Here is a 22,344-nt window from a genome sequence, read left to right on the forward strand (position 1 = left end):
AAATTGATAGTGAGTTATATTTAAAAGAGTATTATTAAATTATTTTAGTTTAAATTTCAATAGCTTTAGATTTTATTCCCAAGTGTTGCTAAATAAGCTAATAAACTCATTAATTGGAACATTTGGAAGACCTTTTTGTATTTTTATAATATTTGTTTGGCTTTTATAAAAAATAGTTGGCATAGTATATAGCTTATATTTTGTCATAAAACTCATATTCTGATTAAGTTTATTTTTAATGCTCTCAGATACTTCACTTTTTGATAGCAGTTTAATATTATTATTAAGATTAGCTTCACTGGCTTCTAATGCTTTAGCTGGATTATGACTACTTAAAATTGTCATAGCTTTATCAGCACTTGAAGGTTTCATTGCAGCAATTAATATCCAACGAATAGCAAGTTTACCCTGTTTAATTTCAGGTGATAATGCTTGGTAGAGTTTATGACAGTATAAACAGTTTGGGTCAGTCACAATATATGCTTTATGTGGGGCATTAATATTTCCCTCTTGTATATAAGCAGTATTTTTTGCTGCATTATAAGCATCAATATTAATTTGTGGCTGTACATATTGGTTAAAATTATATTCAGATTGATTTTCTCCTTGAGCATCAAACAAAGAACCAACAATTAAAAAACTAGCTTTCTTGTCAGTATAAACAATATTAGTATTACCAAGCTTGTTTTCAACAACAAAACCATTGAGGCTGTTATTAGCATTAAACTGACTCACTATGTGAAGTTCATTATGACTAACTTTTTTTATTAATTTTTCAGATGCTTTGATATCGTCATGATTATTTGAGGAGCAAGCAGATAGACTAAACATAAATATAACTAGAATAGATAGTTGCTTAAATATAGTTGATACCATAGCCAGATACTCCGTAAGTTCAATAAGTAGGTTTTTATTTTAATAAATTTTCTTTAAAATGATAGTCCTATATTATATTCAAATGCTGGCAGTAAACCGTGTGCATTTGCAAATACTCCTCCGTTAATTGAAGCATAGGAAGGCCCAACTCCAAGTTGCATATTTAGTCCAGATTTCCACATCCATTGGTATGTAAACATTAAGCCTACATTATAACCATTGCTAACATTATTATCGCTGTCCTTTAAGTTCATATATCCTATGAAAGGTTTTAATAACCAACCAGAAGACATATAATTTTTATTTAATGCATAAGAGTATTGTAGTCCAATATTATAAGCCGATTTATTAGAGTTCCATGTAGAGACTCCGCCATAAGCACCAATTGCACTTGCATTATTAAGTTTATAGTTCGCATTGGCTGAGGCAATACCAAGTAGTGTGTATGGGACATTCCATTCAATATTAAATTTTTTATTGCTTATCTCATTTGTAGCATCACTTTCACTGAATGCATAGCTTAAATTGAATAGTCCTATTAGCATAAAAATAGAGATTGATATTTGTTTTATCATTGGTTTGCTTTCCCCTTTAGATTTGTTTGATATTTTTAAGTTATCATTAATCTATATTTAAGTGACCTAGTCTATATACGGGGCGTAATGTTTTAAATTATATAGTTATGTTTGTTTAGCAACGTGTTTATTAGTTAAATTCGTAATAAGTTCGCATAATTGATGCATATCTGATTTAGTATGATTTGAAGATATTGCAATTCTTAACATTGCTTTATTTTTAGCAACAGTTGGATATAGTGCAGTTGTTACCGCAACACCATTATTTTTTAAAAATTTAGCTGCTTCAATTGTTGTGAGTTCGTCGCCGATTAAAATACCACGAATAGGTATTGCTGTGTTTGAGTTTATAATGTTTTGATGATTAAGTAATCGATCAAAGTATTGGATATTCTGCTTAAGTTGATTTTGTAATGTTAGTATTTCACTAGATAAGTGAATATGAGCTGAAGCGATTGCAGCATTAATAACAGGAATAGCAGGTGGTCCACTAAAAACATAAGTAGGTGCATAGCGCTTAAACATATCAGTATCTTTTTTTGTTGGTAGTGCCACAACACCTGCTACAGAGCCAAATGCTTTTGCTAATGATGATGTAAGGATTAGTCTAGGATGAAAAAAATAGTTAAGAGATTTTAAAACATATCCACAACCATTTTTTCCAAATATTGACATACCGTGCGCATCATCTAGGTAGACATATCCGTTATACTTTTCTGCTAAGTCAAATAGGTATGGTATATCTTGCTTACCTCCCATAGAGCCTATGCTATCGGCAATAGCAATAGGTGTTTTATGTAATTTAACAGATTTTATAAAGTAGTACTCTAGTTTATTTGTATTAGTAAAATCTGTAAGTATTACATCACCAAACTGCTGCATTAATGCACGGTGAATCTGTAATGATGAATGTACAGTTTTATCTAAAATAAAGCAAAAACCATTCTTAGCAGCTTGAAAACTTGGCATTTTGCCAGATGCTAATAGTGGCAGTATGCCTAAATGACCAAGATGAAGAGAGGAAAAAACTGTTGAATAGCTTTGGCAGTATATTTTATTTAGTAATTCTTCAAGTATTAAAAACTCAGAGGGTTGGATCCGAGTTCTAGCTGCAGGGTAAGTAAAACCAGTTTCATAAATACCTTGACTACATGCTTTAAGAATTCTTGGATCCTGATCTAAGCCTAAATAGGAGCAAGAAACAAAGTCAATTAATTTAGTACCATTATTTAAAACTAGATGACGCTTAAGTCTTTTTCTATATATAGTATTATTAACATTGTCAGATGCAGTTGTTTGAGCTAGTTCACTGTTATTAATTTTTTTCTCAAACCAGTTTGTCATACTTTTCTCCTAATTAAATGTATCACTAGTAATTTTATTTAATGACTCTTTTGTTAATGGCTTTTCAATGAATTTATTGATATCAGAGTCCATAAGCAGTTTTGCATATTTATCAGATGAAGAAGCACTCATTCCGATAATAATTGATTTTTTTATTATATTGAGGTAATTTTCTTTGCTTCTAATTAATTTAGCTAGTGTAAATCCATCAATATCGGGTAAATTAATATCTAATAAAATTAATTTGTAATGATTTTTGGATATTAACTCTAAAGCATGTGTACCATTACTAGCGATATTCGTTATAAAACCTTGATCATCTAATAGTAATTGAATCAATTTTTGTGCAATAACATTATCTTCAATAATGAGTACTTTTTGCCCTATGGGATTAGTCACTATTATTTCTCCTTTTCTTTCAAAATGTATTGAAATGGGAACCTTAAACTAAACTTAGTTCCTTGTTTTACATCCTCTATTAGTTTAATTGTCCCACCTAACTGATTAACAAATTGATTAACTATGGATAACCCCAGCCCATGACTTTGGTTATTTAAATCATTTTTATGATAAAATTTATCAAAAATAAGAGATTGATCAGCTGGATGAATGCCAATACCATTATCTTCAACTGCAAAATCAATTAAGATTTTAGATTGGCTTTGATAGACATGTTTAATAGATAGGCGTATTTGACCTTCAATATCACTATATTTTATTGAGTTACTAATTAAGTTAATTAAGATAGACTTTAATTTAAACTCACTAGATAACACATTAACTTGAATATGTTTATCAATTTCAGTAATAAAGCTTATTTTTCGTTGAGTTATGATAGGCTTAAAAACTAACTGAACATCATGCGCTAATTTATTTAAATCAATTATGTTGCTACTTTTTTTTAAATCACCATCACTTGAAAGATGCTCTAATGTAGATGAAGAGTAGTTCAATAATTCATTAGAACAAAATTTAATATCTTCAAGAAATGTTTTAAAAGATATTTCTTTATTGCTAGAAAGAATATAATCAACTAAACCACTAATTCCTGTTAGAGGTGTTCTAATGTCATGTTGAATGTTTTGTATTATGTTAAATTGATCGTTGTTTAGGGCTTCATTAGAGTTATTGCAAATGCTGTTAATGTCAAAATCTGTTACTTCATAAGCTAACCCTATAATACCAATAATTTCTCCTTTATTATTATAAAGTGGATTTTTTTCAGTTCTGATATAACCTGTACTATTTAGGCCTGTAGGAAGTAGATAGTCAGTAACTAACTTTTTAGTAGTTGAAATAACATAATGGTCATCAGCAATAAATTGATTAGCTAGTTTATCACCCCATTTAAAATCATTATCAGTTTTACCTGAAATTTCGTTAGAGTGTTTTAAATTTAATGTATTTGCCAAATGTTTATTACAGTAAATATATCTAGAGTTAACATCTTTAATGTAGACATAACTAGGCATATTATCAATGAAATCGTATAAGTGATAATTTTTAAAGTTCAACTAATAGCACCTTTTTGATTTTATAGATAAATCAATATGATAAATTTATTTGTGTTTTTATTTTACTGGGATAATTACTAATCTTAAATTGGATGTAATTTAGATATATTTATACTAAAATATATAATTTTTTATAAATAATTATTAGACTTTTAAAATATGCTTTAATGTGTAAATATAAGGAAATTCTTGTGGTTATAATTTATGTACTTTACCCACAAAAATATAGCCATGCCCACGTATAGTCTGAATAATTTGAGCATTTTTGTCATTTATTTTATTTCTAACACGAGAGACAATTTGATCGATTGTACGGCTTTGTGGATCACTCGAAAGTCCAAGAATTTCAGCCATATCGTATCGAGATTGTAATTTATTATGATTTAATAGTAATAGTTCTAGTACTTTTGCCTCTCCTTTTGTTAGTTCTATTTCTTTGTTATCCATATCCATTAAGGAGTCATTAGTTCGATCAAATATATAGTTTAGGAACTGAAGTTTTGAAAATAGTTTATCTTGAGGTGTTTGATTTAAATCAATTAACTTTCTTAGTCTAATATATAGTTCTTGAAGGTTAAATGGTTTTTCCATATAGTCAAGGGCTCCTGCTTCAAGCCCTACAATACGATTTAAATCTCCAGCATTTGATGAAAGAATTAATATAGGTAATTTTGGATCAATTTTTTGTATCTCTTTGCATAAATCAATACCATACATATCAGGTAGATTTAAATCAAGTATAGCTGCATCATATGAGTTTGACGAAAGCTTGGCAAAAGCAGGTTTAGCAAGTGTGGTATAATCTACGTCAATTAACTTATCATTTAAAAAATCAACAACGATATCTATGATGCCTTGATCATCTTCCACCATTAATATTTTGTAGCTAAATGTATTCATTATTTATTCTCCATATGACTACTATCTAAGATAATAGTAAATTTTAATCCTGGGTTTGTATTCTGTACTTGAATACCACCTTTATGTAACTGAATAATCTTATAAGTAATTGCTAACCCTAAGCCATGGCCTGTTTCTAGGCAGTTATCACTATGTAAGTTTTTTACATGTGGCGTGAATAAATTACTTAGTTTATTTTCAGGCACACCTGGTCCTTGATCTGAAATTTCAATACAAATTTTATTATTACTAATAGAGTAATAGTTAATTTGACAGCCTCCTGCATATTTAAGTGCGTTATGACAAATATTTATAAGTGCCCTAAATAGTAAATAGCGTTCTGCTCTAATATAAATTTTTTCTTTTTGATATTCAACTTTAATTTTTTCAGGTGCCGTTTTTTCAATATCTTGTATCATTTCATTGATTGCGAAAGTATTTATTTCCATTTCATTTTTATAATAAGATTTAGTAGCATTTAGAATATTAATTATTTCATTTAAATCTTCTTTAATACTCTTAATATAGGGAGTATTTTGATCCAAGCGATAGTCTAATTTAAGTTGCATTCTAGTTAGTGGTGATTTTAAGTCATGAAAAAGGGTAGAAACTAGAAAGACTCGTTCTGCTGTAAGTTCATTAATTCGCATAATAAGCTTTGAACGTTGCTTTGCAAATAATTTAAACCTATTTTTTTTAGGTTCTACTGATATTAATGCACTAGATAAGCTACCTAATAAATAACGTCCCAGTAAATAGAGCACTAAAATAATTAATAGAGTTTGTGAAATAATAAGACTGATAACTATTAAGTCAGTTTGTGTTTTCAGTGGATGGAAGGAAAACATAACGGTTCTATCTGCTTTTGGGTAGTATTGATAAAAACGAAGATAATTATTTTTATCAAAAAAATGTTTTAATTTAGCATATGTTTTTAAGTCACAATTACAATTAAAGTCAATATTCATGACCTTAATTGTTACAGAGTGCTTGGTGATCGTATTATATGTATTTACCATATCCTTTAATTGTTCAGTGTTATAATGAATTAATTGATTTCGAATAACATTTAAATCAGATACAGTATCATCATAATTATGATGTGAGATATTAGAATAAGAAATCAGAATATAAATCATAATGAATTGAGTAATTAGAAATAATATACAAACAAAGGTTAATAATATTAGTTTTAGTTTTTTAAGTGTTGTTATCATAATTTTACTCACTCTTACTTATAATAAATAATTTTACCCAAAATATAATGAATCTAATAGTGATTATGATCTTAATTATTACAGTTGATCAATTAATTATTAAAAAATAATGTATTTTATAAATACAATTTTGAACTTTGCCTATTTGATATCAAAAGATATGATTTGATCAGGTAATAAGCTATTTAAAATTGTAATTTTTAATTATTAATAAAATGGTTTTGATTACTAATAAGAACATTAATAGTTATTTAGATAGATGATGAGGGTTAATATAAAATGAAATATCAATCAAAAATAAAAGTAATATCTGTATGTATTTTAGCTGGTTTGTTGATTGGGTGTAAAAGTGGTGGTGGGGGATCATCTTCATCAGAGCCTATAGCCTCTGAGTTAACTATTGTTGACTTTCCTGTTATCTCTGATCCGGTGGTAGATGATAAACCGGAAAAACCTGAGCCAACACCTTCTGATGAGCCAACTTCAGGCAATGATATTCCAATTATTGATGATACTCCTCAAGTTGAAGATCCAGTGCCAAGTCCAAACTATAACTTTGAGGTATTTTTTGAAGATAAAAGTAGTATACTTTTAAACAGAAAATCTGTGTTAAATGTATCAATATCTGAAGCGCAGCAAAAATTTAAGCTAGGATCACTAAAGTCAGAACCATTAAAGATTTCAAATATAAAACTAAATATACAAGATCTTCAAAGTGCAGATCAATACTTCATTACAAAGCCAGTAGAGGTTAATGGTAATTGGCAAATTGAAATTTACCCAACTGAGAAGGCAATTAATTTATTTCAAGGTAAAGATGAAGTTACTATTCAATATAATGTATCAGCAAGTGTTAATCATCAAGTGATTGAGACAAGCATAAAGGCTTTTAAGTTACAAAAACTTAGTTTTAACAATATGCTTAGTAAAAAAGGTTCAACTCAAAAAGTTTATTTAGAAAATAATACAGATCAAGAAATTAATATTTCTAAATATGAATATTCTTTAAAGCCTGATAGTAAAAATAAAAGACAGAGTAGTGGTTTAAAAATTGATGATAATACTTGTCAATATTTTTCTTCTTTACAACCAAATGAATCATGCTATCTAACCATTAATACTGAAAATGCAAAAATAGATGAGTATCATTATGTTGTAACTGAGCCTTCTATTAAGTTTCCTGAAGGTAAAAGCAGTGGCTCTAAAAGGGTGCCTGTTTTAGATTTTAGTATTAAAATTGAAGATACTGTATTGGAAAAAATAAGTCCAATTGCTAAAGATAATACAAATATTGTTATGCATAATAAGGTGATTTTAAATAAGAATGGTAGTAAAACAGTCAAATTTAAGAACACATCTGATCAAACACTAGATAGTTTAAGTGTTACATTAGATAAAGATGCTAAAACAAATATAACTCAAACAACTTGTACAGGAAAATTATTATCAGGGCATTTTTGTACAATTAAATTTAGTGCTCCAAATTCTTCTAATGCTCATGCTGAGATAGAAAATTATTATATTAAAAATGATAATAAAAGTGTCTTTAGTGATGTAATTTACGTGGACACTAGAATTGACTCTGCTGACTTGAATCCTTTAGATATAAACATGATTAATAAGCATTCAAATAAACTAGATAACTGGCAATTTACATCAAATAGTAATATGAAATTAACTCTTTCAGGAAAATTATTGAATATGTGGAATAGTAGTTTTGGTAGAATGGTGTATATTAGAATAATTGATGATAGTCAAATGAAAATAAACAAAAATAAAGAGAATTTTGATATTGTTAGCTATAGGTTTGATGGTAAAACAAATGAACTTGATATGGAGTTTAAAGTTAAAGAAGATGTGAAACTAGGAGAGCATAAGCTTAGGATAGAGTTTTTTGATCTATATCAAATTGAATCTCTCTTATTAAGTGATGAAGTAGATCAAAATGATGTTACTCCAGAGACTATAAACCTATATAGCGATAAAGTAGAGCCAATTGATACTTTATATACTTCAGCTCAAGTGTATGATGGCTCTGGAATGCATATTTTAACTAATACAGAAGGTAAAGTAGAACTAAATAATGTCGGATATAAACAGTTAAATAATAGCGATATTGTAATTCCATATGGTGTCACAAGCATTAATAGTGGTGTGTTTTTGTTCAGAAATACGGGTACTACCATAACTTCAGTTGTTATTCCAGATACTGTAATAGAAATTGGTGAAGCTGCATTTTATGGCAATCAATTAACTTTTTTAACTTTGCCTGATAGTGTAATTGAAATTAAAGATGCTACTTTTAGCTATAATAATCTTAATGAAGTCTATATTCCTAATTCAGTAACACATATCCAAGCATATGCATTTGAGGGTAACAACTTGACTTCAGTTGTAATTCCAAGTAGCGTATCTAAAATAGGTTATAAGGCTTTTGCAGCTAATAATAATTTAGATAACTTTACAATATTAAATAGCGAAGCAAATGTTGCTCTTGATCAAAATGGTATATTTGGGTCGGCTGTTTCTCTAAACATCCAGTGGCTTCCTCAAAGTTAAGTTTTAATATTATGTAAATGCGTAGTGTACCAAGGATAGTGTGCTTAAGATATTTTCTTTATACTTCTACTGCTAGGTTTCTATTTTCATCTTTTTCTTTCCAATTACAAAATGGCATAGGGACTTTTTTTGCTATGTTAGTGATCTTTCTTGCTGCCTTAGGGATGACTGTGTTGGCAAAATCTGCTGCTGCGCCAGAGTTAGTTACTGAGACTGTAGGTATTAGTTTAGATAATTCACTCTCTTTATTTCCTTGATATGCTGCCCCTATTGTTGGCCCCAAAGAAAGACCAGTGAATATTGAAGTAGTTACTACCTCAGCTAGCTCAGTTTTCCTACTTTGTTGAGGATGTCCATATTTACTTCTGACTCTATTTCTTTCATTATGATATTGATCTGAAACAATAGCAAAAACATTGCTTGATTGCATATCAATATTATCTTTCATAATTTGAGGAAATAATGCAAAATTTGATATTGAGCTTGTAACTGTGGGTGCGATTGCATTTTTAAAAGCTTCAGCATAGGGTCCAAGAGAGTGATGGAGATCACCACTTTCTGCTAATGTTTTTAGTAAATGAATATTTAAGTTATTAATAACCGAGGTGCCAACTAAGGCTGCAGCATTTGAAAGGCTTAGAAATTCTGTCATAAAAATTTTAATATAAAAATAACGTAATTCAGAAAAATCAATAGTTTGTCCGTTATTATAAGCAGTTTTAATACTATTGTACTTATTGACCAAAAGCTCAAGTGAACCTTCAGATTCATGAAGTAAGACTTTACCTTCTTTATTGATATATTGTTTAATATTTTTCAAGTAAGCTTCAGGTGTATGAGTGAGTTCGCCATGTATGATCTCTATAATGTTCATTACTTTAGAAATAAATGACTGCGCTAATAATATACCTACAGGTATTTGACCAAAGAGGCCTATTACATTAGCGATGAAATCAGCAGCATTAAATACATTTTTTGCCGAGAATATAGCACTTGCTTGAACGCCAATTTCACCAGGTATGCCAAGAAGGTAAGTTGTTATAGCAATTCCAGAAATAAGCACAAGTGCTTTTATAGGACCTTGATAGCCTCCTTGTGAAATGTTCTGTTGGATACTTTGAAAGATATTTCTAAACTCGGTTGCTGCTAAAGTAGCATTTATTGCTCCAGATGAAATAGCAGCGATTAAGGAAGCACTAAATGCTATTGGTTTAGGTAAATATTTATTTAGTGTAGGGATTAGAGATAATGATTGTTGAAAATAAGAAATACCAATTACACTACCAAACATTCCTGCTGCCATTTTAGAAATTGTCAAATTTGTGGTATTTCCACTAGTATTATCATCACCTAAATTTATAATTGTATGATTACCTTCTTCATCTGATATACTGCTGACATTGGTATTATCTAAATTATTTGGGTTATTACCAGAAGTGCTATTAGATACTACTGTAATGGTGTTTAAATCATCTTCAGATGAATTATCTAAATTCTGGCTTGTCTGAAAAGTACCATATTGATTTTTACTTTCATTTCCATTGTTAATCATAAATACGATTCCTTATAAGAATTAATACGATGTAAATTAGCTGTGTAATATCCCAATGCTAGCGTGGTAAATAAACTGGTATTTTTACGGGTTGAGCTTCGTATACAAATCCCGTATATATACTAGTTATGTTTTTACGGGGTTAGGAATAGATTAAATAGCATATCAAAAGGATATTGGAGATATCTTTTAGAATTCATAAAAATGTGAATGTGGCCTTTTAATTAGTTAAATGGATTTAAGTCAGTAAGTTATTTTTTCAAATCGTAACTAAAGTAAGGAGATATGCTATGTCTATTGATATAAAGTTTATTGATCGAGATATTAAGAATCTTAAGCTTATTTATAATGATTATTTGAGGGGAGGGGCCAGGAATATCGATCTTCTTGAAGGTATAGATGTAAGTAAAATATTTTTATTTGAAATTTATTTAATGTTGAAAGGAAATTATATTGGTAATGTGTTTGCATTTACTAATAAGTTGCTATCAGATGACCAGGTTGAAGATAGAAGTAAAAATCAATTAGAGGCTATTAACCATTTATTTCATCAATTAGATCATGATATTTTAGGTTATTCACTAACAGAGGATGTTAAATCTAAAATAAGTATCAAAATACAAGAAATTGAATCTCTTAATAATACTAATAAAGAAAATAATGAAAATATAAGCAGATTGGCTTGTATGAATCATAATTTAAGTAACTCTATGCAGCAGCTTAGCCAATTCTCAAAGAAGTCTAAAAAGGTAGTTAATTTATTTACTAATAAAAAATATCCAATTGAAAATGATCATTCATATAAATCAATGGAATTAATGTTAGGTGTTAATGAAATAGATAAACTAGACTTATCATTAAAAAGAAATAAAATTAATAGTAGTATAGAAGAGAGCTTAGAAGATATAATTAATGATCTAAAACTAGCTTATGAGTATCAATTAAAAAAAAATAGCAACTCTTTAGCTATATTTCATAATAATTTATTTAGAGGACTCAATTTGAATGGTCAGCGCCAGCCTTGCTTAACTGATTCTAATATAGAGTTTGTAAAAAATATATATCTAGATTATGCAAACAGAAACAAAGTTACATCCAGTACCACGCTTAATTTATTTAGGAGAGAAATAACGGTTAAAGAACTAGATAATCATATAGAACATAACCCTAATAAAGTGATTAGCTTTATTGCTGGCATATGCAAAAAGTGTCCTGATTTAATTGAAAATGAATTTATCAGACAAGAGATTGCTGCCTGTTCAGTAAAGTTTAAACGTAATCAACCTGCTATTCAACTACCTAAAAGTCTATTTTTTAATTTTAAACCAAAAATTGTACCGAATGAACCTGTTATAGATAGATAAATATAACAATTAAAAATCAATAATTTAACCTAATTTAAATGTATGATTAAAATGCCTTTGTATTTCTCGAATACATACAAAATATATATTCAACCCTAATCTATTGTTATGCTCTTAATATCAGTAAATTATAATTATAACTTATAAAAATAATTAGTTTTATAATAGTAAAAAATTGGAGTGTGAAATATGAAATTTAAATACTTTAAAATGTTAGATAATAATAAGTTTAATTATATTTTAAATGGGGCTTTATAATTATTTATTTATTTTATCGATAAAATTGAATAAATGTCTCTAGTAAAAATACTAGTTGAACACAAAATAACTAATTAAATAAAATAGATATAACCGAGGTGAGCAATGATTGAAGAAAAATTAGATCAACTAAAAATATTATTTTCTTCATTAAATTATCCATTAATATTTGCGAGTATTGATGGAAAAGTTGTTTATAGAAATGAATATTTTGAAAAACTAGGTTATAAATTATCATTAAGCATTGAGAATAATATTAACATGGATGAGTTAATTAAAAAAAAGTATACCTACTCTAGATATAGTGAAAGTATTTATAAATGGCAACTATATGAGAGTTTTGATGATATATTGGTAATCTTCGTTAGCAAAGAGTCTATTGAATATAAGCAGATATTTTTAGCTATGAATCAAATGCCAATATCAATTTATGCTAAGTCAAAAGATCTTGAATATGTATTCTCTAATAACTATACAAGTAACATTGCTGGTGTTAAGGATATTGTTTATAAATCTGACTTTGATTTGTGTTGGTATAAACAAGCAGATAACTTGGCTAAAAATGATAATACGGTTTTAAAAACTAAGAAAGATGTTCAACTAGTTGAAACTGTTGAAATCAATAAGAAGTTGACTAATTTTATTTCAATTAAGACCTCGGTAGATGACTATCTGTTTGGAATTTCGGTAAAGCAAAGTGATATTCCTAAATTAGATTTTTTTAAAAATCAAATTGCACCAGAAGTTAGTGATATAAATTTTACAGCTAGAGAAAAAGATTGTTTGAAATGGTTTATTGAAGGAAAGTCTGCATATGAAATAGGAGAAATACTAAGTTTGTCATCTAGAACTGTTGAGTGGCATATAAGTAATATTATTAAAAAATTGAATTTAAATGAGCCTAAAAAGTTAGCTTATTACTTAGGTTTCTATTTTTCTGAATTGGAGTTGGTATGATTATTAATGAAAAACTTGCGATTGATGTTTGTAAAAAACTTAAAATGCCTTTAATTATTCTGAATCCTCAGTTGGGAGAAGTGTATAAAAATATATCCTATATAAAATTAAGTAAGTTATTAGATTATGACATTTCAGATGTTATAAATACTATGATTGGAAGTAATACATTAAATAGTGAGTGTGAGAAAGAAAATCAATGTGTTAAAGTTAATTGGAAATTTATAAAGTCAAATAATGATAATATTCTTATCACAGCTAATTATGTAAATAAAAAGGAAAAACTTTTGCAGCAGCTATTTAATCAATATATAGAATCTATGCCATTTTCATTTTATATAAAATCAAAAGATGGAATGTATTTTGAGACAAATAAAGCTCATCAAAAAGAATTTGGGAAAAATATAATAGGTAGTACAGATTATAATACATTTAAACAAAAATGTTCTATTGAAATTAATGAAAGTGATGTAGATGCTATCAATAATAAAATATTTCTAGGTAAAGAAACTATAGATGGTTCAGAGTATTTATCTATAAAAACAATGATTGAAGATAAAACAAATCAATTTATCTTTGGTGCCTCACTAAAATTTGAAAGTATCACTTACACGCTATTTAATACTTTTTTAAGAAAATATTTATCAAAACCTAATTTACCAAAACTAACACCCAGAGAAGTCGATTGTATTGAGTTATCTTCTCAGGGTAAAACTAATCGTGAGATTTCAGCTATTTTTTATGTATCTAAAAAGACAATTGATTTTCATATGGATAATGCTAAGTATAAGCTCGATACATATAAGAAAAACAAACTAACATATTTGTTTGGGCAGTTTCATCGATCATTGATTTGAGAAGGATAAGGAAGAGTTGATAGGGTGACCTTTGCTGTCATGTGAATATAGTGGTAATATTGGTGTAGTATTTGTTCTTTTTAGAGAGGCAATGGATTGAATGGTTCCTACTGTACCTCCAAAGTATAGGCCAATAGATGCGCCTACAAAAGCGCCTAATGGTCCTCCTGCGATTAATCCTACTAGTACTCCAAAAGCTAATCCTTGTATAGCTGCAATAACGGCTGACTGTACAATTTTAGATACTTGATAGTCAGACCATTTTTGCTTATTTTTTTCATATTTATCATTATATTTTTGTATTGTATTTAATCGATCTAATGGACAGTGGTTTGAGCCTGAATTGTAACTACTAATAGCCTTAGTTGATTCGTTAAGTATATTTAATGAATTATCAGTATTATTAGTAAAATTTTCATTTTGTAAGCAATGTTTGCATGTATTTAAGCAGCTATTTTTAAAATCTAAATCAAACTGATTATTAATCTGAATTGAGTTTGTTGCGTTTATATAATTACATATTATATTCTTCTGATTTATAGTTAAACTAATAGCATCAGAGCGAGTCGTTAGTCCACAATACACTAAAAAATGCATTAATGCTTTAGTGTCAAGGTTAGCATTTGGAAAGTTACGTTTTAATATAGATAGTGTTAAATCTATAATATGAAGCTCATTTAAAATATTAACTTTTTTACTTTCACTGTTATAACAGTCTTTTTTATAAAAATAAATATCAGATATGTTGTTCTTACTTATAGTTTTACCAATAGCGTCATCAAGTATATATTTGGTTTTAATATGGGTTATTATATCCCAATAAATAGCTTGCAACCTTAGGAATTTCAGTTGATCATCATCACTTAAATTCATGAAATCAATTTCATTTATAGGATTCCTATCATCCCATTTTTTTTCCTTACTCTTATGATAACCTTGTAGTATTTTAATATAATTATTATCTAACTCACTATTGCTTAATTCCGTTTCAAGGTATGGTGATTGGGCTGGATGTCTGCCAAAAGATTTTTGGGTTTCTAGGCCTAATATATCATCTAAAGTTATATAGTTATCATATGATTTTGTAGTGCTCATAATTTTTCTTAAGTTCAAGTTCATAAAAATTTTGCTAATTGTATTCTTAAAGTTATACAGAATGTCACTGGGTAATTTACTGGAAGTTAAGAGAGGATAAATTATTTTGATCAACAATAGGTTTTTCATTAAAAAATGGGGTAGTAGGGTTGTCATATGAATTTTTAAGAGCTTCACTAATTAACTTATTAAGATGGTTTGCAGTTGGCTTTATTCTGTTTATATAATTTGCTATTTGTGTAAGTAAACTGTCTGGATTCATTATGATAATTATATTTAAATAGTTAATTCCAAATTTAATACTATCATTTTTATAGTCAGAAATTGCTTGTTTAGAGATGCATTTATTTATATCATTGTTTTTGCAGTATATATTAGTTAGTGTTATTATTGGCGCTATATTATTTTCAGTTATAATCTGTGGCACTGATTTTTTATTAGATTTTAATTTGATTTTGTTAGTGGTATTCAAAGACTTTATGTATTGGGTATTAATCTTGCTGGTGGTGTTTTTAATTCTCTCTTGCAAGTTATTTTCTATTTTACTTCACACTACACGACAGTAACGGTGTAACCCATTGATTTTTCATTGTTATCGTTCATTCTTATAATCGCCAAAAAACAAAAAAGAGCGATATGATGAAACACATCAATGAATTACAACAGTCACTGAAGCACTATTTTAACTTATCTTTTTGGAATACTGAATGCCTAACTTACTTTATTATTGCCCTACAGATAATAAATGATGTTAATCTTTCACAAATTGCTAAATGTTTTCCATCAAAAGCATCAACTACGTCATGTTATAGGCGTCTTCAACGTTTTATCACAAGGTTTGAAATATCTTTTCTTAGCCTCTGGAAACTAGTCGACACCATTTTCAATTTATCTGATCAAGTCATATTATGCATGGATAGAACTAACTGGAAGTTTGGCAAGGTACATATTAATTTTCTAATGATTGCTATTGCTTATAAAGGTGTTGCAATTCCTGTGATTTGGTCACTGCTTCCTCAGCGAAAGAGAGGTAACTCAAAAGCCATTGATAGGCAGAGACTATTTGATCAACTACTTGAATTTATTCCTGCAACTAGAATTAAAACACTTTTATGTGATCGTGAATTTATTGATGGAAATTGGATAGCTTATTTGTCTAGCAAACAAGTTAAATTTGTTATTCGAGCCAAAGGTAATTATCTAGCTTCTAATAAAAAGATTTCAAAATTATTTCTAACTCTTAAAGCTTCACAAGCAAGAACACTTCATAATACAAAGTGTATAGTAGGCTGCGATTTATATGTTTCAGGACTGCGACTGCCTACAGGTGAATTAGTTATTGTTGTAACTAGAGAGTTTAACCTAAATGCACTCGATCAATATAAAATAAGATGGGAGATTGAGTCATTTTTTTCAGCTATTAAAAAACGTGGTTTTAATTTTGAGAATACCCACTTAACTGATATGCAAAAACTTTCAAGGCTTATGTTTGTTGTATCCATTGCATTAATATGGTCTTATCGTACAGGTGAAATATTAGAAAGCATTAAACCTATTAAAATTAAAAAGCATGGATTTAAAGCTAAGTCTTTGATTAAAATTGGTACTGAAACTATTGCTAAATCGCTAGCCAGAGCCATTAATTCTTCAGAGTATATCTGTAATATTATCAAAGCTACATTTAAACCTAAAATATCAATTAGTCAAAGAATGGCTCTGGTAGGTGTCATGTAGTGTGATTTTACTTATTTCATAATTATTTAGTTCAATTTCATTTTTTAGATACGCATTTTTAGTTAAAAGTTCATTTAGTTTTAATGTTGAATAATCTGTATGGTTAATATCAATTGATTTGTTTTGGATTATGGTATTATAAGGTAATTTAAGATTAAATTTATGATTTATGATTTTTATAAATTCATCAAAAAAAGTAGGTATATTTTTATTCTTACTATCAGAGTAACTTTTTATGCACGAAGCATGTGTATTTAAGATGAAATCATTTATATCATGGCTTTTGATTAAAATCTCAACGCCTCCTGTATCATTGAAATAACAGAAATCACTAAATATACTATTAAATATGGTTTTTATTTTTGAATTCTTTCTGAAGTATTTAATGGTAGGCTTCATAATATTTAAAAATAGATCTGCAGTTTCTAATATTAATTGATTAACAATATCATTTTGATTATTAATTTTAGCTTTACAAAGGGATATTAAGGCATTATTTGTTGCAATTTCTAGTGTCTTTTGATCATTGAGCTTTTGTATTTTAGATAATGTAGTCAAGTTATCAGTTATTGTTTTTGTATCTATATTTAGCTTAAAATGCGCAATTAAGCTATTAAGTATACGAGTTTGTTTTTCAGCTAGTTTGACATTGGATAGCTTAATTTCTTTAAAATTAACAAGAGCTTTTGACAATAAAGATAGCTTATTTATGCCAAATAGACATTTTAAAATAATTTCAAAATTAATAATGTTGTCAATAGAGATTGTATTGAAATTATTTTTGGTTGTTTCATTTTTAAATAATGTTTTAATATTATTTTCAATTGTGTCTTGATAGTTGGTAATTATGTTGTTTAGAATGCTATTATCTGTAAATTGTGGTGTTGAAAGTTTTTCTAAAAAGGGATTTATTATTTCAATTGTTAATATATTAAGCTTATCTATGTCATTTTTATCAATATAAATCGAATTTTCTTTGGTTTTGATAAATAAATATTTCATATTATTTAATATTTCATTAAATAATTCATAAAGTGTAGGTGAGTTTTTCATGGTAAATATAGTATATTTATTCAAATTGGCTATGGATGTTATTATGTAAATTGGAATGCATAAGCTGGTATTTTTACTAAAAAATTCAGTAAAATTCCTAGCAGTATTTCTGATGAGATTATTTATGATTTTTTAAATCAGATTGAAAATAAGTAAGATAATTATATGAAGTTCAAAAATAAGAAAGTAATCATAACAGGTGCAAGTAAAGGAATAGGTCAAAATCTCGCTTTTAGTTTTGCTAAAGAAGGAGCTGAGCTTGTTATGAGTTATTGCTCAAATAAAAAAACTGCCATTGAAACAGTCACTACCATAAATTCATATGGTGGTAAGTCAATAGCGTTCCAAGCTGATTTTTCTGATGTAAAAAGTGTAAAGACATTTGTACAAAAAGCTTTGAATCAACTAGGTAATATTGATATTGTAATTAATAATGCTGCTATGCTAGCTAGAGAAAATATTTTTGAATTGTCTTTAGATAAAATGCAAAAAGTATTTCAGGTGAATACCATTTCCCCGCTTTATTTATCACAACTTTGTTTAGAAAATATGATAAAAGAGCAAAATAAGGGCTGTATAATAAATATTTCATCGATTGCAGCAACAGTTACAGCGCAACATGGTATTGGTTATGCTGCCTCAAAGGCTGCAATGAATAAATGGACAAAAAATGCGGCATTAAATCTAGCTGAATATGGTATTAGAGTTAATGCGATTGCCCCAGGAGTAATTAAATCTGGAATGAATGAAACAACCGAAAATTCTAACCCTAAGTTGTGGCAATATTATTTAAGTAATATTCCACTTAAACGGGCGGGAATGCCAGTTGATATATCAAATATGGCTTTGTTTCTAGCTTCAGATGAAGCAAGCTGGATTACAGGTAAAATCTTTGAAGTAGATGGGGGGCATGTATTATAACTAAATATAGTTTTAGATATGGTATAGTTTTTTAAATAGCGGTGATAATAGGATCACAATAATTCCAATAATTAATGCAAATAAGCTTAAATAATAAAATAAATTATAATATGACTCAGCTTGCCCTAATGTACTATTAGTGACATCTGTATATGTGGCAAGATAGCTGGCAAAATAATTGCTGAAAGAAGATTTAATTCCCCATATTCCAAATAATACGGCAACAATATCAATTGGTGCAACCTTGCTAATAGCTGCAAGCCCTGTCGGACTACATGCTAATTCACCCATTGTTAAAAATATATAGAAAAATAATATCCAAAGTAATGAGATAGAGGGTTCATTAATTGCTTTATGTGCACCAAAAGCAACAATTGCGATAGCAAGGCTAGTTAGAATTAGTCCAATTCCCATTTTAGCAAATACAGTAGGGTTCCACTTTGACCATAAACTTGCAAAAAATGGGGCTAAAATAATGATAAATAATGGGTTTAAGGCCATAATGCTTGCAGATGAAAATTCAAATCCAAGCATATTCAAATTAACTAGGCGTTCAGTGAAAAGAAGAATACTCGTAGCGCTTTGTTCAAACAGTGCAAAAAATATCATGATAATAATGGCCATTTTAATTACAGCAAAAATCGCTAGTAGATATTCCTTACCTTTTGTAATTGCTTTATATGCAAGATAGATAGCTATTATGCCAGCTACTATATATAAAAGAATTAATGTGTTTGTTGGGTGAGAGATAAAATAGGTAAAAATCGTGGTAGAAAAAAGAGCTAAAACAACAATAATAACTTTTGTTCTAACTGAAGCCTGTAATTGATCTATAGGTAGAACACCTTTTTTTTGGCCAATGATAAATACAATTAAACCTAGTATCATTCCAAATGCAGCTAGTCCAAAACCGATATGCCAGCCTAAATATTTAGCAACTATGGGTACGCAAAGAATTGCAAAGAATGAGCCAATATTAATTGCCATGTAAAAAAGCGTATAGCCTGAGTCTTTTCGTTGATCCCCTTTTTTATATAGTCTTCCAATACTTGCAGCCATTGAAGATTTAAAGAATCCTGTGCCAACGACAACAAAAGCAAGTCCTAGAAAAAAACAAGACTGATGTGTAAGTAACAAGTGTCCAATAACAATTAAAACACAGCCGTATTTCACACTAGTTGTATGACCAATAAAAACATCTGAGATATAGCCACCAATAACTGGTGCCATATAGACAAACGCAACATAACTACCATAAGTTAAATAAGCTTCGGTATCATTCATATTCCAATATTCACTGGTAAGGTATAATATTAAAAGAGCCCTCATACCGTAGTAACTAAATCTTTCCCATACCTCAACTCCAAAAAAATACCATAGCCCTTTCGGTTGATTTGCTATTAGATGTCGCAATTTAATCTCCAGTATTTTAAGCAAGCTTATAAGTAAATATTAGTTGTTTTATGTTATATAATTTGAATTATAGCTCAATTGAATTTTTTTGTTCTTGTGGTTGATTGTTTAAAAATGTACTGCAGAATGGTGTAGGTGGTAATAGTTGGTCGGTGCTGTTAAGTATAATGGAGCTAATATTTTCAACAAATTCATCATATATATTTGCTAACTGAGATTTTTTATCTTGAATGATTTCTTGAGTAATAGTAGATTTGCTATTTTCTTTATAAATAATAGGTTCTAATTTGCTAAAGTTATAACTCTTAATTTGTAAACCAACCTCTTTATTTTCAATTAGTTTTTTCACAAGTTCATTAAAAAAGTTTGGATATATTGGTTTGTTTTGTTTCATCATGCAAACAGCATATATGTTATCGATTATAGTTTCAATACTAGGTCTTTTGTCTTTGAATATTAATTGATTACTTTGATTGAGTTCACATATATCACCAAGTAATAGGTTAAAGGCATTAATTTTTTTATCACTTGCTTTATTAGAGTTAACTATATTTGACTTGGCATTGTAGTAAATATTAGCCATTTCAGACAAAAACTTATTTTCGAGTTGATGTTGTTTATGTTTGAAATTCTTGAATGTTTGAATTAGATGATTGATATCAGAAATTTTTGTATTAAATTTTAATAGGTTTTTTTCTATATTATTTTGATCTTCAATCGAAAATTTATTTATATTTTCAAGATTATTATAAATAATAGTTATATGCTGAATATTTTTTGATGTTTGTTGAATGTTTGAAAGAATAGATTTTAAATTATCACTGGACAAATTATATTCCTTTCTTTTTGATTGATGTGCTGTTTATAAATAGATATGATAAATTAGAAGAATGTAAGCTTAGTTTTTTACCTGATTTACAAGTAAAAATGCTAGTTTTAATGTTGACTTTAATTGTGTATTTTTTTAATTAATAATAGTTATTGACGTGCTGATATTAAAGTGTACAAATATTATTGCTTGCTTATTATTTATTTTATTAGCCTTAATAAGGCTTTTTCTATTGAAGACCAAAATCAAACTATTGATATGGTTAATATATTTAGCATTTTATATCAATGTATTTTTATTAAAAGTGATAAATTAAAGCTTTTAGAAAAATGTAATATAAAAAAAAGAGATCATACTAATAACCAGATGAAATTATTTTTTAATAAAATGATCAAGACTTCAAATTTATCTACTTTTAGTGAGTTGAGCGACTTCGTTGATTTATGGCTGTTTATTAATGGTCAAGGACATATAAATGCTTGGGTAATTTGAAATACTACTTAATCTCGTATAAATACCAGTATGTTTTTTATTTTTATTTATTAGTATTTATATTTGGATATGGGTTGTTTGATTTGGGTTGACATGAAAAACTTATTTAAATTCATTATAATTTTTCTTTTTATGAGTAACTTTGTATATGCAGAAACTTTTGTATCTGGCAGAATTATAAATAAATCAGCTTTTCCTATTGTTGTTTCTAAAGTTAGTAGTAATTGTTGGTATGATAATGAAGACACTTTCCAAAATGACTTTGTAATTTTTTCTAATGAAAGCAAAGACTATCGCACACAGGATAAAAGGAGTGGTGATTGCTATAACGATGGTGTAGCCATTCAAAAAACACATTTTCTTAAAATTAAAATTACTGATATATTTGGTAATAGTAGTATAGTTAGATTATCAACTTATGTAACTTCGGGCTGGAAAGGGCATTGTTATGATCCTCAAGTTGATGGTTCAGGAATCCTAATAACTTCTAATGATAAATGTAATTATGATTTAAGTATATCCCTACTAACAAGCGTGCATGGTATTGGTGTAGGAAAAATATATACTTCAAGTTATAACCCTCAAAAAACTAAAATAACGTTTTCATCAACTAACACAGCTTGCTATGCTGAGTTAACGGATTCTATGGAAATAAGAGATATATATTGTGACAGTCATAATATAGATTCCCGAGTTGTTAAGAATAAAGTGGTTTTCTTCTGTCAGCAGCATACAAATAGTGATAGTTCTTGCCCATGGGCATTTAGTCAAAAGAAAGCTGTAAATACTTCACCAGTTAAATTTCTGTGACCAACTAATTCAAGTATAAAGACT

The 22,344-nt window shown here is 28.2% G+C and carries 20 protein-coding genes; 7 read left to right on the forward strand and 13 right to left on the reverse strand.

Annotation, left to right across the window (positions count from 1 at the left end; all coding sequences use genetic code 11):
* Positions 1-72 precede the first annotated feature (72 nt).
* The 7 genes from dsbG to KFE69_05275 all read right to left on the reverse strand — a co-directional run bounded on the left by dsbG (position 73) and on the right by KFE69_05275 (position 6,426).
* Positions 73-876 (reverse strand): thiol:disulfide interchange protein DsbG, encoded by an 804-nt coding sequence (gene dsbG / locus KFE69_05245; GenBank protein ID UTW43499.1) that lies wholly within the window; start codon positions 874-876, stop codon positions 73-75.
* Between the two features lie 53 nt (positions 877-929).
* Positions 930-1,451, reverse strand: a complete 522-nt coding sequence (locus KFE69_05250) for a hypothetical protein (GenBank protein ID UTW43500.1) — start codon at positions 1,449-1,451, stop codon at positions 930-932.
* A gap of 105 nt (positions 1,452-1,556) precedes the next feature.
* A complete protein-coding gene (locus tag KFE69_05255; protein ID UTW43501.1) occupies positions 1,557-2,795 on the reverse strand; it encodes an aminotransferase class I/II-fold pyridoxal phosphate-dependent enzyme in 1,239 nt (412 codons plus the stop codon).
* A gap of 9 nt (positions 2,796-2,804) precedes the next feature.
* Positions 2,805-3,194 (reverse strand): response regulator, encoded by a 390-nt coding sequence (locus KFE69_05260; GenBank protein UTW43502.1) that lies wholly within the window; start codon positions 3,192-3,194, stop codon positions 2,805-2,807.
* 2 nt (positions 3,195-3,196) lie between these two features.
* On the reverse strand, positions 3,197-4,309 hold the full coding sequence (locus tag KFE69_05265; protein UTW43503.1) for a PAS domain-containing sensor histidine kinase: 1,113 nt from the start codon (positions 4,307-4,309) through the stop codon (positions 3,197-3,199).
* 195 nt (positions 4,310-4,504) lie between these two features.
* Complete coding sequence (locus KFE69_05270; GenBank protein UTW43504.1) at positions 4,505-5,209, reverse strand: response regulator transcription factor; 705 nt, start codon at positions 5,207-5,209, stop codon at positions 4,505-4,507.
* A complete protein-coding gene (locus tag KFE69_05275) occupies positions 5,209-6,426 on the reverse strand; it encodes a HAMP domain-containing histidine kinase (GenBank protein ID UTW43505.1) in 1,218 nt (405 codons plus the stop codon). The genes KFE69_05270 and KFE69_05275 overlap by 1 nt, the downstream gene beginning before the upstream one ends.
* Before the next feature lie 279 nt (positions 6,427-6,705).
* Here KFE69_05275 and KFE69_05280 point away from each other — a divergent pair, with 279 nt between their 5' ends.
* Positions 6,706-8,985 carry a leucine-rich repeat domain-containing protein gene (locus tag KFE69_05280; protein UTW43506.1) on the forward strand — a complete coding sequence of 760 codons (2,280 nt, stop codon included), beginning with the start codon at positions 6,706-6,708 and terminating at the stop codon, positions 8,983-8,985.
* A gap of 58 nt (positions 8,986-9,043) precedes the next feature.
* Here the strand turns inward: KFE69_05280 and KFE69_05285 are convergent, their stop codons facing one another.
* Positions 9,044-10,537: a hypothetical protein gene (locus KFE69_05285; GenBank protein ID UTW43507.1), complete on the reverse strand. Its 1,494-nt coding sequence runs from the start codon at positions 10,535-10,537 to the stop codon at positions 9,044-9,046.
* Between the two features lie 290 nt (positions 10,538-10,827).
* Between KFE69_05285 and KFE69_05290 the strand changes: the two genes are divergently transcribed.
* The 3 genes from KFE69_05290 (at position 10,828) to KFE69_05300 (ending at position 13,973) form a co-directional block, all read left to right on the forward strand.
* The gene (locus tag KFE69_05290) at positions 10,828-11,901 is read left to right on the forward strand and encodes a hypothetical protein (GenBank protein ID UTW43508.1); all 1,074 of its coding nucleotides are present in this window, start codon (positions 10,828-10,830) and stop codon (positions 11,899-11,901) included.
* 519 nt (positions 11,902-12,420) lie between these two features.
* On the forward strand, positions 12,421-13,116 hold the full coding sequence (locus tag KFE69_05295; GenBank protein UTW44016.1) for a helix-turn-helix transcriptional regulator: 696 nt from the start codon (positions 12,421-12,423) through the stop codon (positions 13,114-13,116).
* Positions 13,117-13,661: 545 nt separating this feature from the next.
* On the forward strand, positions 13,662-13,973 hold the full coding sequence (locus KFE69_05300; protein UTW44017.1) for a helix-turn-helix transcriptional regulator: 312 nt from the start codon (positions 13,662-13,664) through the stop codon (positions 13,971-13,973).
* On the opposite strand, the gene KFE69_05305 is transcribed toward KFE69_05300, so the two are convergent.
* Together KFE69_05305 and KFE69_05310 are read right to left on the reverse strand one after the other, a co-directional pair.
* Positions 13,962-15,068 carry a glycine zipper family protein gene (locus KFE69_05305; protein ID UTW43509.1) on the reverse strand — a complete coding sequence of 369 codons (1,107 nt, stop codon included), beginning with the start codon at positions 15,066-15,068 and terminating at the stop codon, positions 13,962-13,964. The genes KFE69_05300 and KFE69_05305 overlap by 12 nt on opposite strands.
* Positions 15,069-15,144: 76 nt before the next feature.
* Positions 15,145-15,597, reverse strand: coding sequence for a hypothetical protein (locus KFE69_05310; protein ID UTW43510.1), 453 nt, complete (start codon positions 15,595-15,597; stop codon positions 15,145-15,147).
* Positions 15,598-15,704: 107 nt separating this feature from the next.
* On the opposite strand from KFE69_05310, the gene KFE69_05315 reads away from it, so the two are divergent.
* The gene (locus KFE69_05315) at positions 15,705-16,802 is read left to right on the forward strand and encodes an IS4 family transposase (protein ID UTW43511.1); all 1,098 of its coding nucleotides are present in this window, start codon (positions 15,705-15,707) and stop codon (positions 16,800-16,802) included.
* Here the strand turns inward: KFE69_05315 and KFE69_05320 are convergent.
* A complete protein-coding gene (locus KFE69_05320) occupies positions 16,764-17,804 on the reverse strand; it encodes a hypothetical protein (protein ID UTW43512.1) in 1,041 nt (346 codons plus the stop codon). The two genes, KFE69_05315 and KFE69_05320, sit on opposite strands and share 39 nt — an antisense overlap.
* Positions 17,805-18,020: 216 nt before the next feature.
* On the opposite strand from KFE69_05320, the gene KFE69_05325 reads away from it, so the two are divergent.
* Positions 18,021-18,776, forward strand: a complete 756-nt coding sequence (locus tag KFE69_05325; GenBank protein ID UTW43513.1) for a glucose 1-dehydrogenase — start codon at positions 18,021-18,023, stop codon at positions 18,774-18,776.
* A 12-nt stretch (positions 18,777-18,788) separates the two neighbouring features.
* Here the strand turns inward: KFE69_05325 and KFE69_05330 are convergent, their stop codons facing one another.
* A complete protein-coding gene (locus KFE69_05330; protein ID UTW43514.1) occupies positions 18,789-20,189 on the reverse strand; it encodes a peptide MFS transporter in 1,401 nt (466 codons plus the stop codon).
* Positions 20,190-20,256: 67 nt separating this feature from the next.
* The gene (locus tag KFE69_05335) at positions 20,257-21,018 is read right to left on the reverse strand and encodes a hypothetical protein (protein ID UTW43515.1); all 762 of its coding nucleotides are present in this window, start codon (positions 21,016-21,018) and stop codon (positions 20,257-20,259) included.
* Positions 21,019-21,603: 585 nt separating this feature from the next.
* On the opposite strand from KFE69_05335, the gene KFE69_05340 reads away from it, so the two are divergent.
* Positions 21,604-22,320: a hypothetical protein gene (locus KFE69_05340; protein UTW43516.1), complete on the forward strand. Its 717-nt coding sequence runs from the start codon at positions 21,604-21,606 to the stop codon at positions 22,318-22,320.
* Positions 22,321-22,344 lie beyond the last annotated feature (24 nt).

This window comes from bacterium SCSIO 12844, assembly GCA_024397935.1.
In the GTDB taxonomy this organism is placed as follows: Bacteria; Pseudomonadota; Gammaproteobacteria; order Francisellales; family Francisellaceae; genus M0027.

Coding starts and splice junctions, on each gene's coding strand:
- KFE69_05250 (UTW43500.1), bottom strand. CDS start 1,451: ATGATAAAACAAATATCAATCTCTATTTTTATGCTAATAGGACTATTC.
- KFE69_05295 (UTW44016.1), top strand. CDS start 12,421: ATGGATGAGTTAATTAAAAAAAAGTATACCTACTCTAGATATAGTGAA.
- KFE69_05315 (UTW43511.1), top strand. CDS start 15,705: ATGATGAAACACATCAATGAATTACAACAGTCACTGAAGCACTATTTT.
- KFE69_05290 (UTW43508.1), top strand. CDS start 10,828: ATGTCTATTGATATAAAGTTTATTGATCGAGATATTAAGAATCTTAAG.
- KFE69_05305 (UTW43509.1), bottom strand. CDS start 15,068: ATGAGCACTACAAAATCATATGATAACTATATAACTTTAGATGATATA.
- KFE69_05300 (UTW44017.1), top strand. CDS start 13,662: ATGATTGAAGATAAAACAAATCAATTTATCTTTGGTGCCTCACTAAAA.
- KFE69_05325 (UTW43513.1), top strand. CDS start 18,021: ATGAAGTTCAAAAATAAGAAAGTAATCATAACAGGTGCAAGTAAAGGA.
- KFE69_05280 (UTW43506.1), top strand. CDS start 6,706: ATGAAATATCAATCAAAAATAAAAGTAATATCTGTATGTATTTTAGCT.
- KFE69_05340 (UTW43516.1), top strand. CDS start 21,604: ATGAAAAACTTATTTAAATTCATTATAATTTTTCTTTTTATGAGTAAC.
- KFE69_05275 (UTW43505.1), bottom strand. CDS start 6,426: ATGATAACAACACTTAAAAAACTAAAACTAATATTATTAACCTTTGTT.
- KFE69_05320 (UTW43512.1), bottom strand. CDS start 17,804: ATGAAATATTTATTTATCAAAACCAAAGAAAATTCGATTTATATTGAT.
- KFE69_05255 (UTW43501.1), bottom strand. CDS start 2,795: ATGACAAACTGGTTTGAGAAAAAAATTAATAACAGTGAACTAGCTCAA.
- KFE69_05285 (UTW43507.1), bottom strand. CDS start 10,537: ATGATTAACAATGGAAATGAAAGTAAAAATCAATATGGTACTTTTCAG.
- KFE69_05270 (UTW43504.1), bottom strand. CDS start 5,209: ATGAATACATTTAGCTACAAAATATTAATGGTGGAAGATGATCAAGGC.
- dsbG (UTW43499.1), bottom strand. CDS start 876: ATGGTATCAACTATATTTAAGCAACTATCTATTCTAGTTATATTTATG.